Annotated in this window: 17 protein-coding genes and 3 tRNA genes; 4 read left to right on the top strand and 16 right to left on the bottom strand. The window is 69.9% G+C overall.

The window, feature by feature from the left end; translation table 11 throughout:
- Positions 1–20: 20 nt before the first annotated feature.
- Positions 21–416 carry a 50S ribosomal protein L7/L12 gene (rplL, locus tag ACYQ77_RS37625; protein ID WP_459720563.1) on the bottom strand — a complete coding sequence of 132 codons (396 nt, stop codon included), beginning with the start codon at positions 414–416 and terminating at the stop codon, positions 21–23.
- Positions 417–445: 29 nt separating this feature from the next.
- Entirely contained in the window at positions 446–988 is a 543-nt protein-coding gene (rplJ, locus tag ACYQ77_RS37620; RefSeq protein WP_459720560.1) for a 50S ribosomal protein L10, read from the bottom strand.
- Between the two features lie 259 nt (positions 989–1,247).
- Between rplJ and ACYQ77_RS37615 the strand changes: the two genes are divergently transcribed.
- Together ACYQ77_RS37615 and ACYQ77_RS37610 are read left to right on the top strand one after the other, a co-directional pair.
- Positions 1,248–2,045 carry a hypothetical protein gene (locus ACYQ77_RS37615; RefSeq protein WP_459720558.1) on the top strand — a complete coding sequence of 266 codons (798 nt, stop codon included), beginning with the start codon at positions 1,248–1,250 and terminating at the stop codon, positions 2,043–2,045.
- A gap of 82 nt (positions 2,046–2,127) precedes the next feature.
- Positions 2,128–3,030, top strand: a complete 903-nt coding sequence (locus ACYQ77_RS37610) for a S1 family peptidase (RefSeq protein ID WP_459720556.1) — start codon at positions 2,128–2,130, stop codon at positions 3,028–3,030.
- Between the two features lie 194 nt (positions 3,031–3,224).
- On the opposite strand, the gene rplA is transcribed toward ACYQ77_RS37610, so the two are convergent.
- The 6 genes from rplA to ACYQ77_RS37580 form a co-directional block, all read right to left on the bottom strand.
- Entirely contained in the window at positions 3,225–3,944 is a 720-nt protein-coding gene (gene rplA / locus ACYQ77_RS37605) for a 50S ribosomal protein L1 (RefSeq protein ID WP_459720553.1), read from the bottom strand.
- A 62-nt stretch (positions 3,945–4,006) separates the two neighbouring features.
- Complete coding sequence (rplK, locus tag ACYQ77_RS37600; protein ID WP_396109495.1) at positions 4,007–4,438, bottom strand: 50S ribosomal protein L11; 432 nt, start codon at positions 4,436–4,438, stop codon at positions 4,007–4,009.
- A gap of 36 nt (positions 4,439–4,474) precedes the next feature.
- Positions 4,475–5,329, bottom strand: coding sequence for a transcription termination/antitermination protein NusG (gene nusG / locus ACYQ77_RS37595; RefSeq protein ID WP_459720550.1), 855 nt, complete (start codon positions 5,327–5,329; stop codon positions 4,475–4,477).
- 71 nt (positions 5,330–5,400) lie between these two features.
- Positions 5,401–5,877: a preprotein translocase subunit SecE gene (secE, locus tag ACYQ77_RS37590; RefSeq protein WP_459720548.1), complete on the bottom strand. Its 477-nt coding sequence runs from the start codon at positions 5,875–5,877 to the stop codon at positions 5,401–5,403.
- Positions 5,878–5,939: 62 nt separating this feature from the next.
- Positions 5,940–6,012: transfer RNA gene (locus ACYQ77_RS37585), tRNA-Trp, on the bottom strand.
- A gap of 137 nt (positions 6,013–6,149) precedes the next feature.
- Positions 6,150–6,800, bottom strand: a complete 651-nt coding sequence (locus tag ACYQ77_RS37580; protein ID WP_459720545.1) for a hypothetical protein — start codon at positions 6,798–6,800, stop codon at positions 6,150–6,152.
- Positions 6,801–6,858: 58 nt separating this feature from the next.
- On the opposite strand from ACYQ77_RS37580, the gene ACYQ77_RS37575 reads away from it, so the two are divergent.
- A complete protein-coding gene (locus ACYQ77_RS37575) occupies positions 6,859–8,079 on the top strand; it encodes a pyridoxal phosphate-dependent aminotransferase (protein WP_459720543.1) in 1,221 nt (406 codons plus the stop codon).
- 204 nt (positions 8,080–8,283) lie between these two features.
- Here ACYQ77_RS37575 and ACYQ77_RS37570 read toward each other — a convergent pair whose 3' ends face one another.
- Together ACYQ77_RS37570 and ACYQ77_RS37565 are read right to left on the bottom strand one after the other, a co-directional pair.
- Positions 8,284–9,312 (bottom strand): amidohydrolase family protein, encoded by a 1,029-nt coding sequence (locus tag ACYQ77_RS37570; RefSeq protein WP_459720540.1) that lies wholly within the window; start codon positions 9,310–9,312, stop codon positions 8,284–8,286.
- The gene (locus ACYQ77_RS37565) at positions 9,309–9,680 is read right to left on the bottom strand and encodes a metal-sulfur cluster assembly factor (protein ID WP_459720538.1); all 372 of its coding nucleotides are present in this window, start codon (positions 9,678–9,680) and stop codon (positions 9,309–9,311) included. The genes ACYQ77_RS37570 and ACYQ77_RS37565 overlap by 4 nt, the downstream gene beginning before the upstream one ends.
- Before the next feature lie 81 nt (positions 9,681–9,761).
- Here ACYQ77_RS37565 and ACYQ77_RS37560 point away from each other — a divergent pair, with 81 nt between their 5' ends.
- The gene (locus ACYQ77_RS37560; RefSeq protein ID WP_459720536.1) at positions 9,762–10,517 is read left to right on the top strand and encodes an IclR family transcriptional regulator; all 756 of its coding nucleotides are present in this window, start codon (positions 9,762–9,764) and stop codon (positions 10,515–10,517) included.
- Here the strand turns inward: ACYQ77_RS37560 and ACYQ77_RS37555 are convergent.
- The 6 genes from ACYQ77_RS37555 to ACYQ77_RS37530 form a co-directional block, all read right to left on the bottom strand.
- Positions 10,514–10,921 carry a MaoC/PaaZ C-terminal domain-containing protein gene (locus ACYQ77_RS37555; protein ID WP_459720533.1) on the bottom strand — a complete coding sequence of 136 codons (408 nt, stop codon included), beginning with the start codon at positions 10,919–10,921 and terminating at the stop codon, positions 10,514–10,516. The genes ACYQ77_RS37560 and ACYQ77_RS37555 overlap by 4 nt on opposite strands.
- Positions 10,918–11,370, bottom strand: coding sequence for a MaoC family dehydratase N-terminal domain-containing protein (locus tag ACYQ77_RS37550; protein WP_459720530.1), 453 nt, complete (start codon positions 11,368–11,370; stop codon positions 10,918–10,920). Before ACYQ77_RS37550 ends, ACYQ77_RS37555 begins: the two co-directional genes overlap by 4 nt.
- Before the next feature lie 2 nt (positions 11,371–11,372).
- Positions 11,373–11,540: a 50S ribosomal protein L33 gene (gene rpmG / locus ACYQ77_RS37545; RefSeq protein WP_184815317.1), complete on the bottom strand. Its 168-nt coding sequence runs from the start codon at positions 11,538–11,540 to the stop codon at positions 11,373–11,375.
- Positions 11,541–11,679: 139 nt separating this feature from the next.
- Positions 11,680–11,752 (bottom strand) — tRNA-Met (locus tag ACYQ77_RS37540).
- Positions 11,753–11,805: 53 nt separating this feature from the next.
- Positions 11,806–11,878 (bottom strand) — tRNA-Thr (locus tag ACYQ77_RS37535).
- A gap of 83 nt (positions 11,879–11,961) precedes the next feature.
- Positions 11,962–14,619 carry a putative bifunctional diguanylate cyclase/phosphodiesterase gene (locus ACYQ77_RS37530; RefSeq protein WP_459720527.1) on the bottom strand — a complete coding sequence of 886 codons (2,658 nt, stop codon included), beginning with the start codon at positions 14,617–14,619 and terminating at the stop codon, positions 11,962–11,964.
- Between the last annotated feature and the right edge of the window lie 87 nt (positions 14,620–14,706).

The raw sequence follows: 14,706 nt of genomic DNA, 5'->3' as shown, positions 1-14,706 counted from the left end.
GGCGTGTGTGTGGAGCTAGCTCACTTGAGGGAGACGGTCGCGCCCGCGCCCTCGAGCTTCTCCTTGGCGGCCTCGGCGGCCTCCTTGGCGACCTTCTCCAGGACCGGCTTCGGAGCGGACTCGACCAGCTCCTTGGCCTCCTTCAGGCCCAGGCCGGAAACGACCTCGCGCACGACCTTGATGACCTGGATCTTCTTGTCACCAGCGGCCTCGAGGACGACGTCGAACTCGTCCTGCTCCTCGGCGGCGGCAGCGCCACCGTCGCCACCGGCGACGGCACCCGGCGCGGCGACGGCGACCGGCGCGGCGGCGGTGACCTCGAAGGTCTCCTCGAACTGCTTCACGAAAGCCGACAGCTCGAGCAGCGTCATCTCCTTGAACGCGTCGAGCAGCTCGTCGGTGCTGAGCTTCGCCATGACTGGCATTCCTTTCTAACTGTGGTTGTTCAGCTCTCGGCGGGAGCCGCTTGCTCGGCGGACGCCTTCTTCTCCTGCAGTGCCGCGGCCAGGCGGGCGACCTGCGAGGCCGGGGCGTTGAACAGCCCGGCGGCCTTGGCGAGGTTGCCCTTCATGGCGCCCGCCAGCTTGGCGAGCAGCACCTCGCGGGAGTCGAGGTCGGCGATCTTGTCGACCTCGTCGACCGTGAGCGGGCGGCCGTCCATGTAGCCGCCCTTGATGACCAGGCCCTTGTTCTCCTTGGCGAAGTCGCGAAGAGCCTTCGCGGCGTCGACAGGCTCACCCTCGACGAACGCGATGGCCGTCGGGCCGACGAACAGGGCGTCCAGGCCCTGGATGTCGGCGTCCGCGGCGGCGCGCTGGACGAGCGTGTTCTTGGCAACCCGGTAGGTCGTGCCCGTGCCGAGAGCGCGACGCAGGGTCGTCAGCTGGGACACGGTCAGACCGGTGTACTCGGTGACAACGGCAGCCGAGCTGCTGCGGAACTTGTCCGCGATCTCAGCGACGGCCGAGACCTTGTCTGCCTTCGCCATGGTCGCCTCCTCTCATTGGCTGTAGCCACTGTCAGCCTCGGAGACGACGAACGCCCCGGCGCAAGACGGCACGGGGCGCTGGGCCTGGGCATGCCCAGGCTGGTACAACCACGTTCCTCCTGCGCGGGCCGCCCGCGTGCTCGCGGGACCTTCGTCTGCCTGACGGCAGAAACCAGCGGTCTTCGGTAGAACCGTCGTCCATCGTACGTTGCGGTGACCTGGCCTTCCAAACCGGGGGCCGCACGGCATGATGGAGGCCGTGGCCGACAACGAGCACCCGCGTGAGCAGGACCCTGCCGCGCCCCCGCCGGCGGTGCGCGAGCCGACCGAGATCACGCCGGAGCAGGTCCGCCAGTTCCAGGAGTTCCAGCGCTTCCAGGAACTGATGCGCGACGCCGCGGAGAAGGGTTTCCCGCCCGGCAACCCGCCGCCCGGCCTGTTGCAGCCGTGGGGCCCGCCGCCGCCGAAGGAGAGCTTCGGCAAGCGGTTGCTCAAGAGCGCGCTCAGCAAGATCGTCACCGGCCTGGTCGTACTGGCCATCCTCACGCTGGGCGCGTACCTGGCGATCAACTACTTCTTCGGCGAGGACCACGACCAGCCCCCGGCCTCCCAGACCGGCGGCGGCAAGACCACGGACAACCTGATCCTGGACACCAACCCGTACGAGACCGTCCGCAAGATCTACCACCACATCGCGAACGGCGAGAACGGCGTGCCGGAGCAGGTGTGCCTGCGGTTCAAGGACGAGGGCAAGAAGTTCGCCCAGGACATGGGCTACCCCGACTGCACGGCCGCGGTCCGGGGCCTTGCCGGGCAGGTGACGGACTCGAACGCGTACGCCGAGTCGATGCCGTCCTACACGACCACCAAGGTGCCGGGCGACGAGATCCGGATCAGCTCGTGCGAGGACAACATCCGGGGCGGCATCCAGGGCGGCCCCGCGCTCGGCGTGTTCACGGTGTCGAAGATCGAGGGCTCGAAGGGCGGCCAGTGGATCATCACCAACCACGCCACCGAGCCGGCCTGCCCCACGGGGTCCACAGGTCCGACCAGTTGACGTTCGTGAACCGCCGCTGATGTCTTCTCGTGTACGGAACGGATCCGCATTCGCCCGATTCCGTTACCGAGGAGGTCGCGCATTGCCAGCCAGACACCGGACAGCCACCCGCAAGGGCCTGTTCGCCGCCGCTGGGGTCGTCGCGCTCGGCGGTCTTGTCGCGGTGTTGCTGCCGCAGGCCAGTGCCGAGCAGGACCCGCGGGACGCCGTGTCCGCGATGGACGCGTTGACGAGCCTGCGGCAGGAACGCATCCCGGGCACCGCGTGGGCGGTCGACCCGCGCACCGGCCGGATGATCGTCACCGCCGACGCGAGCGTCACCGGGGACACCTGGAACGAGCTGGCGGGCGCCGTCGCCGCGGTCGGCGACCAGGCGAGACTCCGGCGCAGCGCCGGTGAGTTCCGCCTGTTCGCCGAGGGCGGCGACGCGATCTTCTCCGGCGGCGCGCGCTGCTCGCTCGGCTTCAACGTCGTCACGCAGGACGGCAGCCCCGGCTTCCTCACGGCGGGCCACTGCGGCGTGGCCGCCGAGGAGTGGTCGGACACGGCCGGCGGCGCGCCCATCGCCACCGTCCAGGAGGCCGTCTTCCCCGGCGACGGTGACTTCGCCCTGCTGACCTACGACGACCCGGCGCGGGACGCGCGGAGCGTGGTCGACCTCGGCGGGCAGGTCTTCGAGATCACCGGCGCCGAGGAGGCGCAGGTCGGGCAGCAGGTGTTCCGCATGGGCAGCACGACCGGCCTGTTCGACGGCCAGGTCGTCGGCCTCGACGCGACCGTCAACTACCCGGAGGGCACGGTGACCGGGCTCATCCAGACGACGGTGTGCGCCGAGCCGGGCGACAGCGGCGGTCCGCTGTTCACCGAGGAGGGCGCCGCGATCGGGCTCACCTCGGGCGGCAGCGGCGACTGCGCGACGGGAGGTGAGACGTTCTTCCAGCCGGTGACCACGGCGCTCGACGCGGTCGGCGCCACCATCGGCTGAGACAGGGCGTACAGAAAGAACGAGGGCCGCACCCGCGCGGGGATGCGGCCCTCGTTCTTCAGCGACTGGACCACGCTGGGTCGGCACCGACCGCACCGTGGGGGGTCTGGGGGGCTCGGCCCCCCAACATCATGGCGGAACGCAGAGAGGCGAGCGCTCTCCGCGAGCAGTCGCCTCCCATGCGTGCAGCGAAATCAGGCGACGGGCTCGTCCTGCAGCAGGTTGCGAGTCCGGGCCGGGTCCACGGGGATGCCGGGGCCCATGGTGGTCGAGAAGGTGACCTTCTTCAGGTAGCGGCCCTTCGCGGCGGACGGCTTCGCGCGCAGCACCTCGTCGAGGGCCGCGGCGTAGTTCTCCACCAGCTTCTCCTGGTCGAAGGAGGCCTTGCCGATCACCAGGTGCAGGTTGGCCTGCTTGTCGACGCGGAAGTTGATCTTGCCGCCCTTGATGTCGGCGACGGCCTTCGTCACGTCCGGGGTCACGGTGCCGGTCTTCGGGTTCGGCATGAGGCCGCGCGGGCCGAGGATGCGTGCGATCCGGCCGACCTTGGCCATCTGGTCGGGGGTCGCGATCGCGGCGTCGAATTCGAGCCAGCCACCCTGAATGCGCTCGATCAGGTCTTCGGCGCCCACCTCGTCCGCGCCCGCGGCGACGGCCTCGTTGGCCTTGTCACCCGTCGCGAACACGATCACGCGTGCCGTCTTGCCGGTGCCGTGCGGCAGGTTCACCGTGCCGCGCACCATCTGGTCCGCCTTGCGGGGGTCGACCCCGAGCCGGATGGCGACCTCGACGGTCGCGTCCAGCTTGACCTTGGAGGTCTCCTTCGCGAGCTTCGCGGCCTCGAGCGGGCTGTACAGCCGCTCGCGGTCGATCATCTCGGCGGCCTGGCGGTAGGCCTTGCTGCGCTTTGCCATAACTCTTCCTTACGAGCCAGTGGTAACGAGCCAGCGCGTGGCTCTCCCACGAATGAAAGAACTTATTCGACCGTGATGCCCATCGAACGGGCCGTGCCCGCGATGATCTTGGCCGCCTGATCGATGTCGTTGGCGTTGAGGTCCGCCTTCTTCGTCTCGGCGATCTCACGCACCTGGTCCCAGGTCACCTTGGCGACCTTGTTCCGGTGCGGCTCGCCGGAGCCCTTGTCGACACCCGCGGCCTTGAGCAGCAGCTTCGCCGCCGGCGGGGTCTTGAGCTTGAAGTCGAACGAGCGGTCCTCGTAGACCGAGATCTCCACCGGCACCACGTTGCCGCGCTGCGATTCCGTCGCGGCGTTGTACTGCTTGCAGAAATCCATGATGTTGACGCCGTGCTGACCGAGGGCGGGACCCACGGGCGGCGCCGGGTTGGCCTGGCCTGCCGTGATCTGCAGCTTGATGATCGCGGCCAGCTTCTTCTTCTTGGGTGGCATGTCTTTCCCTGCTCAGTTGTCTTCCGGCAGCCGTCGTCAGATCTTGGAGACCTGGCTGAACGAAAGCTCGACCGGCGTCTCCCGACCGAAGATCGACACGAGGACCTTGAGCTTCTGCCCGTCCGCGTTGACCTCGCTAATGGTCGCGGGCAGCGTGGCGAACGGCCCGTCCATGACGGTGACCGACTCGCCGACCTCGAAGTCGACCTCCACGACCGGGCCCTTGGCCGGTGCGGCCGTCGTGCCCTTGCCGGCGGCTGCCGGCTTGGCCTCCTCCACCTGCGGGAGGAGGAACTTGAGGACCTCGTCGATGGTCAGCGGCGACGGCTTGGACGTCGCGCCGACGAACCCGGTGACGCCCGGCGTGTTCCGCACCGCGGACCACGACGCGTCGTTCAGGTCCATGCGCACGAGGATGTAGCCGGGCAGCACCTTGCGCTGGACCTGCTTGCGCTGCCCGTTCTTGATCTCGGTGACCTCTTCGGTCGGCACCTCGACCTGGAAGATGTACTCCTCCATGTCGAGGGTCTGGATCCGGGTCTCGAGGTTGGTCTTGACCTTGTTCTCGTAGCCGGCGTAGGAGTGCACGACGTACCACTCGCCCGGCGCGCGGCGCAGCGCGTCCCGCATCTCGGCGACCGGGTCCTCGACCTCGGTCTCGCCCGCTGCCGCCGCGTCGTCGTCGGCCACCGTCTCGACCGGGGCGTCGACGTCGTCGCTGTCGGTGTCGTCCGCGTCGTCGTCCGTGTCGTCCGCCGTCGCGGCGGCCTCGACCTCGGGGTCGACGGCCAGCGCCGCCTCGGCGGCCGCGACGTCCTCCGTGCGCACGTCGCCGTCCTCGGCCAGACCGGTCAGCTCGTCGCTGCCAGCCACGCCGTTGTCGGAGCTCACTGTTCGGTCCCGCTTCCTTTCATAGATCGCGTACCCCGCCTACTGTGCCGGTGCGCCCGCGAAGGCGCAGCTCAGCCGAACAGCGCGGTCACGCCCTGGGCGAGCGCGAGGTCGAGACCCGCGATCAGCGCCACCATGAAGGCCACGAAAACCAACACGACAGCCGTATACGTGATCATCTGCTTGCGCGTCGGCCAGATGACCTTGCGCAGCTCCGCGACCACTTCCCGGAGGAAGCGGAAGATCCTGGCGAACAGGCCCGGACGCGCGTCCTTGCTCCGGTCCCGCGTCGGCGTGGGCCTGCCCTTGTGCTCGCCCTTCTTCGGGGCGGTCTTGGCGGCCGGCTTCGCGTCGCTGTCGGACCTCGCCTTGGCCTTCGGCTTCGCCTTGTCCTCGGCGCCCTTCGCGGTCTTGGTGTCCTCCGCCGAGGACTCCTTCCGCGCGGCAGGGCGAGCGGAAGCACGGCGCTCACGCCGCGCCGCGGCGGTGACCGGACGAGAAGGGCGCTCCTGTCCCTTGCTCGGCTCCTTGTCCCGGTCGTCAACCACGCCAGTTCCTCCGCTCGGTCTTCACGGAACCGGGGAGGTCCTCCCCGGCCTTGCGCCTGACGCAGGGGTGACAGGACTTGAACCTGCAACCTGCGGTTTTGGAGACCGCTGCTCTGCCAATTGAGCTACACCCCTTCGCGTTGTCGATCACTCGACGCCACGAATTCGGACGCATTCGACCTGCCCCGTGTCGCCGCGCGGAGCGAGTCGTCAACTTCCAAGTTCAAGAGTGTACGGCAACCGCGATGTCGGCCCGCAAGCACGCCCCCCACTCACACGAACCCGCTGTCCGTGAGCACCGCGCCGTCGGCCGTGACCCGGTGGGTCTCACCCGAGCCGCCGACCACCCGGATCCAGCTGTCCACCTGGAGTTCCCGCCCCTCCAGAACGTAGCGGAACCCGCCGTACATTCCCGGCACCGGGAACCACATCGCCGGCGTCTCCAGCTCGGTCAGCACGTCCAGCTCGGGCAGCCGCAGCCGCTGCTCGTCGACCAGGTGCGCGGCCCGCCCGCGGATCACCTCGTGGAAGTGGTGCTGCACGGCCCGCAGGACGTCGGTCGGCACCGGGTGGTGGATCACCGGGGTCAGCTGGCCGGTGAGGTGCGTGTGGCCGCCACGCAGCGCGATGTCCAGCGGCCGGTCGCCCGCCGCGGTCCGCAACGTCCGCCACGCCCCGTGCGCCAGCAGCGCGCGGACGACGGACTCGCTCGCGCCGTGCCACGCCGCCTGGTGCAGCGGCGTGTACCAGCTCGGCCCGCCCGGCCGCCAGGCGTTGACCAGCGACGGCCACTCGGCGATCCGCGCCAGCACGGCAGGCCAGTCCCCGTCCCGCGCGAGGTCCGCGAACTCGTCACGTTTCGCCTGGTGGTCAGGGTTGTAGGTACCGCGGCGCGTCGTCCCGCTCCATTCCGGTTCTGCCACGTCCCGGAGGCTAACGGCCGGTGACTATTCCGTTTGGCGGATCTGCGACGATGCCCGTATGAGCGACACCACCGTCACACCGCGCCGGATCTCCGCTCGTATCGGCGGCATCGCCGAGTCCGCCACGCTGGCGGTGGACGCGAAGGCCAAGGCGCTGAAGGCCGCCGGACGGCCGGTCATCGGCTTCGGCGCCGGTGAGCCGGACTTCCCCACTCCCCCGGAGATCGTCGAGGCCGCCGTCGCCGCGGCCGCCGACCCCAAGAACCACCGCTACACGCCCGCCGCAGGCCTCCCCGAGCTGCGCGAGGCCATCGCGGCGAAGACCAAGCGCGACTCGGGCTACGAGGTCGCGGCGAACCAGGTGCTGGTGACCAACGGTGGCAAGCAGGCCGTGTACCAGGCCTTCGCCACGATCATCGACCCGGGCGACGAGGTGCTGCTGCCCGCCCCGTACTGGACGACCTACCCGGAGGCCATCGGCCTGGCGGGCGGCGTGACCGTGCCGGTGGTGGCCGACGAGACGTCCGGCTACCTCGTCTCGGTGGAGCAGCTCGAGGCGGCCCGCACCCCGAAGACCAAGGCGCTGCTGTTCTGCAGCCCGTCCAACCCGACCGGTGCGGTGTACCCGCGCGAGCAGGTCGAGGCCATCGGCCGCTGGGCCGTGGAGCACGGCATCTGGGTGATCACGGACGAGATCTACGAGCACCTCACCTACGACGGCGTCACGGCCCCGTCCATGCCGGTCGTCGTGCCCGAACTCGCCGACACCTGCATCGTGATCAACGGCGTGGCCAAGACCTACGCCATGACCGGCTGGCGCGTCGGCTGGATGATCAGCCCGGCCGACGTGACGAAGGCCGCGGGCAACCTGCAGTCCCACCTGTCGTCGAACGTCGCGAACGTCTCCCAGCGGGCCGCCCTCGCCGCGGTCTCGGGTTCTCTGGACGCGGCCCACGCCATGCGGTCGGCGTTCGACCGTCGCCGCCAGACGATCGTGAAGATGCTGTCGGAGATCCCCGGCGTCGAGGTGCCGACGCCGCAGGGCGCGTTCTACGTCTACCCGTCGGTGAAGGCGTTGGTGGGCAAGGAGATCCGCGGGGTGCGCGCCAACAGCAGCGTGGAGTTGGCCGCGCTCGTGCTGGAGCACGCCGAGGTGGCGGTCGTGCCCGGGGAGGCGTTCGGGACACCGGGGTACTTCCGGCTGTCGTACGCGCTCGGGGACGAGGACCTCGCGACCGGCGTTTCGCGGATGGGCGCGCTGTTGGCTGAGGCCAAGTAGTCCACGGCTCGTGGCCCCTCGTTGCCGGTTGGCATCGGGGGGCCTTTTGCTTGTGGACAACCCGGGTGCTGGCGCCTGATCTTGTCGGTGGTCGGCTCTAGGCTGGAGTCGGGGGGCCGGAGGCCGGAGGCAGCACACGCCTGAATGGCGTCTTCCGGACATCCGAGGGCCCGGAAGACGCCATTCAGGTTCACACCGGCGGGGTCAGGGCCGGCGTTCGGGGAGCCGCTGGCTCTGGCGGCCCAGCTTGGCCTTCGTGTCCTCGACGTCGAACCCGTGCAGCCGCAACAGGTTCTCCCCGAGGATCTTGCGTTTCGCCGTGTCGGTCAGCGGCGGGTAGCCGTACCCGTCGCAGAGGTCCTGCGGGATCTGGAAGTCCATGAACGCCCGCAGCGCCCACTGTGGGTGGAAGATCGGCGCCTCGCTGCCGTAGACGATCTTGTCCTCGCCGCACCAGAACAGCAGCTTCCCGATGATCTCGGCGAACATCCGGGGCGACCGGACGACGAAGTTGATCGTCGCGGCCAGGGACGCGTACAGGTTGGGGTAGCGGATGAGCTGCCAGCACGTCTCGTCGAGGAACGGCAGTCCCACGTGGAAGATCACGAAGTTGATGTCGGGGAAGTTCGCGGCGGCGCCGTCCATGTCCCACGTCTGGGTGTGCTCGATCGGCTGCGGGCCCAGCGGCACGCCCTTGTGCACGCCGATCAGGTTCACGCCCAGCTCGCGCGCCTTCTCGAAGATCGGGAACGCGACCTGCGGGTCGTCCATGCGCCACGGGAACGGCCTGCCGTAGTCGTACCGGACGTTGTAGAACTTGAACGCCTTGGCGCCGTACTCGCCGACCTGCCGTTCCATCAGGTCCAGCGCACGCCGGCCTTCGAGCGGGTTCACCGTTCCCCAGAACACGGTCCGGTCCGGGTCGCGGGCCGCCAGTTCCGCGCACTCCTCCCACGGGGACAGGCCGTCGGCGAAGAGGTCGGTCAGCGGGAGGGGCATGGCGACCAGCATGTCGGTGTCGGACTGCTCGTAGACCATGCGGCGGATGTCCTCGATGGTCCACTTCCGCAGGAACTGCTCCGCGGCGAGGTGCTCCTCGCCCTCGGGGGTCAGGGTCGCGTGGAAGGCGTAGAGGTGGTTGGCGAACATCTCGCCGGGGCTGCCGAAGGCGTTCTTCTGCTCGAAGTTGAACGGGTGCGCCACGCCGTCGAACACGAACGCGTCGTCGATCATGGCCTGACTCCCTTCGTGGCCAGGTAGGCGGCACGGTCCGGCACGGCAGCCGGGTCGGGCAGGAAGCGCAGGCGCTCGCGCGCGGACGGCGACAACCGGTCGGTCGTCCACACCTCGTCCCACACCACCTCGACCTCGGCGCTCTCGACGTCCGGCAGCGCCTCGACGCGCTCGCGCACGTCCGTCAGCACCCGCGCGGCGAACGGGCACCAGCCGGACGTCAGCAGCAACTCGACCCGGGCGTGCCCTTCGGCGACGGAAACCCGGTGGACCAGGCCCATGTCGATCACCGAGATGCCCTTCTCGCGGCAGCACGGGTCGTACACGTCAGCGAGCGCGTCGAGAAACCGCTGCGGGACGTCGGCCATGCATCGAGGCTGACAGGGGCCGGTGCCTGGTGAAAGCCGTAATATTTCAGATGGTGAAAGCGCTGCACGGGACGGTGACGCATGCGCGACAGAGCGTCCGAGCCATCGGATCTCGTCCGGTCGGTGTCCAGGGCCTTCCGGATCCTGGAGGAGGTCGGCGCGAGCCACGCACCGCTGACGGTCAAGGCGATCGCCCGCCGCTGCGGCCTCAACCTCTCCACCGCCTACCACCTGGTGCGGACCCTCACCTACGAGAACTACCTGGTCCGCACGTCCGACGGCGGCTACGTGCTCGGTGTCGCGGTGGCGCGCCGGTTCCGCGAGCTGCTGTCGTCGTTCGACCAGCCGCCGGAGGTGCGCGAGGTGCTGCGGCACCTGTCGGCGATGACCCGGCGCACCGTGTACCTGGGGCAGTTCGTGTCGGGCCGCATCCTGATCACCGACGTGGTGGAGGGCCCGGAGTCCCCGCACCTGGAGGACCTCGAGGTGGGGCTGGACGTGGCCGCGCACGCGACGGTGATCGGCAAGGTGCTGCTCGCCGAGCTGCCGAAGGCCCGCCGGGCCGAGTACCTCACCGATCAGGGCATGCGGCGGTTCACGGCCAGGACGGTGGTGGACCCCGACGCGCTGGACCACGAGCTGACGACGCTGGGCGACGGGCCGGTGCTCGAGTCCGGCCAGTTCCGCGACGGCGTCGCGTGCGTCGGGCACGTCGTGCGGCGGGACACGGCGGAGGAGTCGTGGGCGGTCGTGGTGTCGACCAGGTCGGAGGAGGTGCCGCCGGAGGTCGTGTGGCACACGGTGCGGGCCGCGGAGGACCTCGCCCCTGCCTTCTAGGCGGGCAGGCGGACGACCGCGACGGCCTTGCCGAGCACGGCCTTGCCGTCGAACTTGGCGGTGATGTCCACGCGGGCGGTGCCGTCGTCGCGGACTTCCTTGACCTTGCCGGTCAGCTCGACCAGCGCGCCCTCGTCGTCGTTGGGCACGACGACCGGGCGGATGAACCGGGCGCTGTACTCGAGCACCGCGGTCGGGTCGCCGGTCCAGTTGGTGACGAGGCGGCCGGCGAGCGCCATGGTCAGCATGCCGTGGGCGATGACGCCGGGGAGCCCGACCGACTCGGCGACCTTGTCGTTCCAGTGGATCGGGTTGAAGTCGAGCGAGGCGCCCGCGTAGCGGACGAGGTCCGCGCGGCGCACCCGCACGTCGAGCGGGGGCAGTTCGTCGCCGGCCGCGGTCATGCGTCCTCCGCCCGGATCACCAGCTGCGCGGTCGCGGTGACGACGCGTTCGCCGTCCTCGGTGTCGATCAGCGCGTCGAGGTTGAGGAAGCTGTTGCCCATGCGGACGTCGATGTTCGCGATGCGCGTGGTCACCGTCACCCGGTCACCGGCACGCATGGGCCGGGCGTACCGGAAGCCCATGTCGCCGTGCACGAGGCGGCCGTAGTCGACCCCCAGCTCGGGGTCGTTGATGATGTCCGCCATCGAGTAGTGGCTGAACAGGATGATCGGGAACGTCGGCGGGGCGATGACGTCCGGGTGGCCCGCCGCCTGCGCGGCGGCGGTGTCGCGGTACATCGGGTGGTCGTCACCGATCGACTCGGCGAACTCCCGGATCTTGGCCCTGCCGACCTCGTAGACCTCAGACGTCGGGTACGTGTGCCCGACGAAAGACGGATCCAGAGGCACCCTCAGCGGGTTTCCTTGTGCAGGCGGTGCGTGCCGCAGTTCGGGCAGAACTTCTTCATCTCCAAGCGGTCCGGGTCGTTGCGCCGGTTCTTCTTGGTGATGTAGTTGCGGTGCTTGCACTCCTCGCACGCCAGCGTGATCTTCGGGCGAACGTCGCTGCCACCAGCCACCTGAGGTTCCTCTTCTCCAAACTAGTGTCCCCGTGGGTCCGGGGGCTTGCCCCCGGCCGGGGTCTGGGGGCTGGGCCCCCAGGATTATGCGGAGCGATGAAGGTCCGCGCTCTCTGCGGACACACGTCGCCCAATCGCGTAGCGGTGGCCGGACTTGAACCGGCGACACAGCGATTATGAGCCGCTTGCTCTACCGACTGAGCTACACCGCCTTGACATGCCTGTGCCGCGGTGCCCGGAATCGAACACCGCGGCCAGTTCACCGAGCCCCAATACGGAATCGAACCGTAGACCTTCTCCTTACCATGGAGACGCTCTACCGACTGAGCTATTGGGGCGGATCCAGAACGGACGAACCGTTCCTGCGGAGCCGAGAGAAGATTACACGGCCGGTCGGCGACCGCGAAATCGGGTGCCCCCTCTACGACAGCAGGGTCAGCACCGTCTCGTCCCGCAAGCCCCTGGCCTGCGCGGTTCGTGCCTGGAGCCACGCCTCGAGCCGCTCCTCCGACAGCGGCCGCGAGATCAGGTACCCCTGCGCCACGTCGCAGCCCATGGCCGCCAGCTGGTCCCGCGCCACGTCCTCCTCGACGCCCTCGGCGACCACGGTGAGCCCGAGCGAGTGCCCCAGCTCGACGATGGACCGCACCACGGCGAGGTCGCCGAGATCACTGCCCATGCCGAACACGAAGCTCTTGTCGATCTTCACCTCGTCCACCGGGAGCTGCCGCAGGTACGCCAGGGACGAGTAGCCCGTCCCGAAGTCGTCCACGGCCAGCACGACGCCCAGGTTGTGCAGGGCGCGCAGCACCGGCAGCGCCCGCTGCGGGTCGGCCATGACACCGGACTCGGTCAGCTCCAGCGTCAGCAGCTCGGGCGGCACGCGGTGGCGCGCCAGCGCGTCCGCGACACCGTCCGGGAAGTCCATGTTGGCGAGGCTGCGCACCGACAGGTTGACCGCCACCCCGATCCGCAGGCCGCGGTCCATCCACGTGCGGACCTTGATCAGCGCCTTGTCGAGCACGAAGTCGGTCAGCGCGTCGACCAGGCCTGCCGCCTCGACCGCGGGCACGAACTCGTCCGGGTGCAGGTCGCCGAACTCGGGGTGCCGCCAGCGGACCAGGGCCTCGACACCGAGCACCTCACGGCTGGGCAGCGCGATCTTCGGCTGGTAGTGGATCTTGACCTGGCCGGTCTCCATGGACTGCCGGAACTGCGTGACCAGCTGGAACCGTCGCAGGAACATCTGGCCCATGCTGGGCACGTACGCCCTGGCGTGCTCGCCGGAGGTCTGCGCCGCCCGCAGTGCCACGTCGGCCCGCTTCAGCAGCTCGTCGACGTCGATGCCGGCGGGCGCCCCATCCCTGGCGCCCCCCGACGTGGAGTCGGAGAACAGGACCCCGTCGGCCATGGTGGCCGACGAGTAGCCGATGACCACCCCGGCCTCGATCGACAGCCGGTCGACCGGGTACGACGCCGACAGGCTCGTGACCAGCTGGTTCGCGACGAGCTGGGCGTGCTCGAAGTCCGAGTCGACGAGCAGCGCCGCGAACGCGCCGCCCTCGAGCCGGGCCAGCGGGGTGTCGTGGCCGAGCGTCTCCCGCAGCCGCCGCCCGGCCGCGATGACGATCCGGTCGCTCCACGCGTACCCGAGCGCGTCGCTGATCGCCGGCTGCACCTCCAGGTCGAGGCGGAGCATCACCGAGCCGGGGTTGGTGGTGAGCAGCTCCGTCGCGACCTGCCGGAAGCCGGGCCGGTTGTACAGGCCGGTCAGCGGGTCGTGGTAGGCGTCGTGGCGCAGGGTGGCGAGGAGCCTGCGGTTGTCCAGCGCGGTCGCGAGGTGGCTCGCGGTCGTGCCGATCATGCGGACGTCGGCCTGGCCGAAGCCGCGCCAGCGGGACAGCTTGTCGTGCGCCTCGACCACCCCGAGCAGGTGGCTGGCGCTGCGCAGCGGCACGACGAGCGCCTCCTGCGCGTTCCGCTGCACCAGCGCGGCCCGGACCTCGGGCAGCGCGTCGACGCGGCGGAAGTGCCGGACGTGCGAGCCGGGCAGCCGCAGCAGCGCGTCGGCGCGGGCGCCGGTCGCCTCGACCTCGTACAGGTCCGCGGCGAGCTCGTCGCCTGCGACGACCGTGTGCATCGGCTGCCCGGGGTCGAACCGCAGGCGCAGCACGACGCGGGCCGCGCCGAGCTGGTCCTTGATCCGCTGGGCGATGCCGAGCCAGTCCTCGTTGCTGACCGCGGCCGAGGTCTCCGGGCCGGCGGCGGGCCGGGCGGCCGCGCGCCGCCCCGAGCGGGCGACGATGAGGCTGACCTCGGACAACGCCTCCAGGTCGCGTTGTTCGCGGAGCAGTCCGGAGTAGGCGAGGTAGAGGGCCCACAGCCCGCCGAGCATGGCGATGACCAGCGGCCAGCCGTACTGGACGCCCGTGGCGACCTCGAAGCCGACGACGCCGACGGATGCGTTGACCAGGCCGAGGACCAGCGTGCGGGACACGAGCTTGGTGGCGGGGCCGAGCCGCATCCGCCGCCCGAGCACGTGCACCGCGACCAGCGCGAGGAGGGTGCTGGTGATCGGCGCGGACACGGCGGCGACGAACACCGCGAACCAGTCCGGGTCGCCGGTGCCGACGGCGCCCGCGACGACCGTGAGGACGGTGTAGGCGACGGCGATCTCGAAGATCTCGGCGCCGGTGTTGTAGAGGACGCGGTCCTGGACGCGCCTGGCGAGCAGCGTGCTGACGCCTGCGATCAGGTGCGCGGCGAGCACGACCTGGAACGGCGCGACGAACAGCCCGATCGCGAGGGGTATCTCGGTGAACGAGATGGTCCAGGAGACGCCGCCCCGGACGTCGATGTTGACCGACAACTGCTCGACCACGAGGAACCCGAGCACGAGCAGGAGCCCGGTCCAGATCAGCTCGGTGCCGCCCTGAAACGGGAGCCACCAGGAGACGGCCGCCGCCGCGGCCGCGCCCGAGACCAGCACGAGGACCGAAAAAAGGCTGAACCGTCGGTCCAGCAGTGGGTTGTCCTCAGGGGTGCGGTCCGTGGCCGCCGGCATGGCATGGTCCGGCATGCAACCTCCTCTGCCGCCCCTGGCGACAAAATCCACCGCACAGCGAGACCCGGGGAGCCACCCCAGACCCGCGAGTGACATCGCCCC

It is taken from the genome of Actinophytocola sp. KF-1 (assembly GCF_054661535.1).
This window is presented reverse-complemented; position numbering and strand designations above follow the sequence as displayed.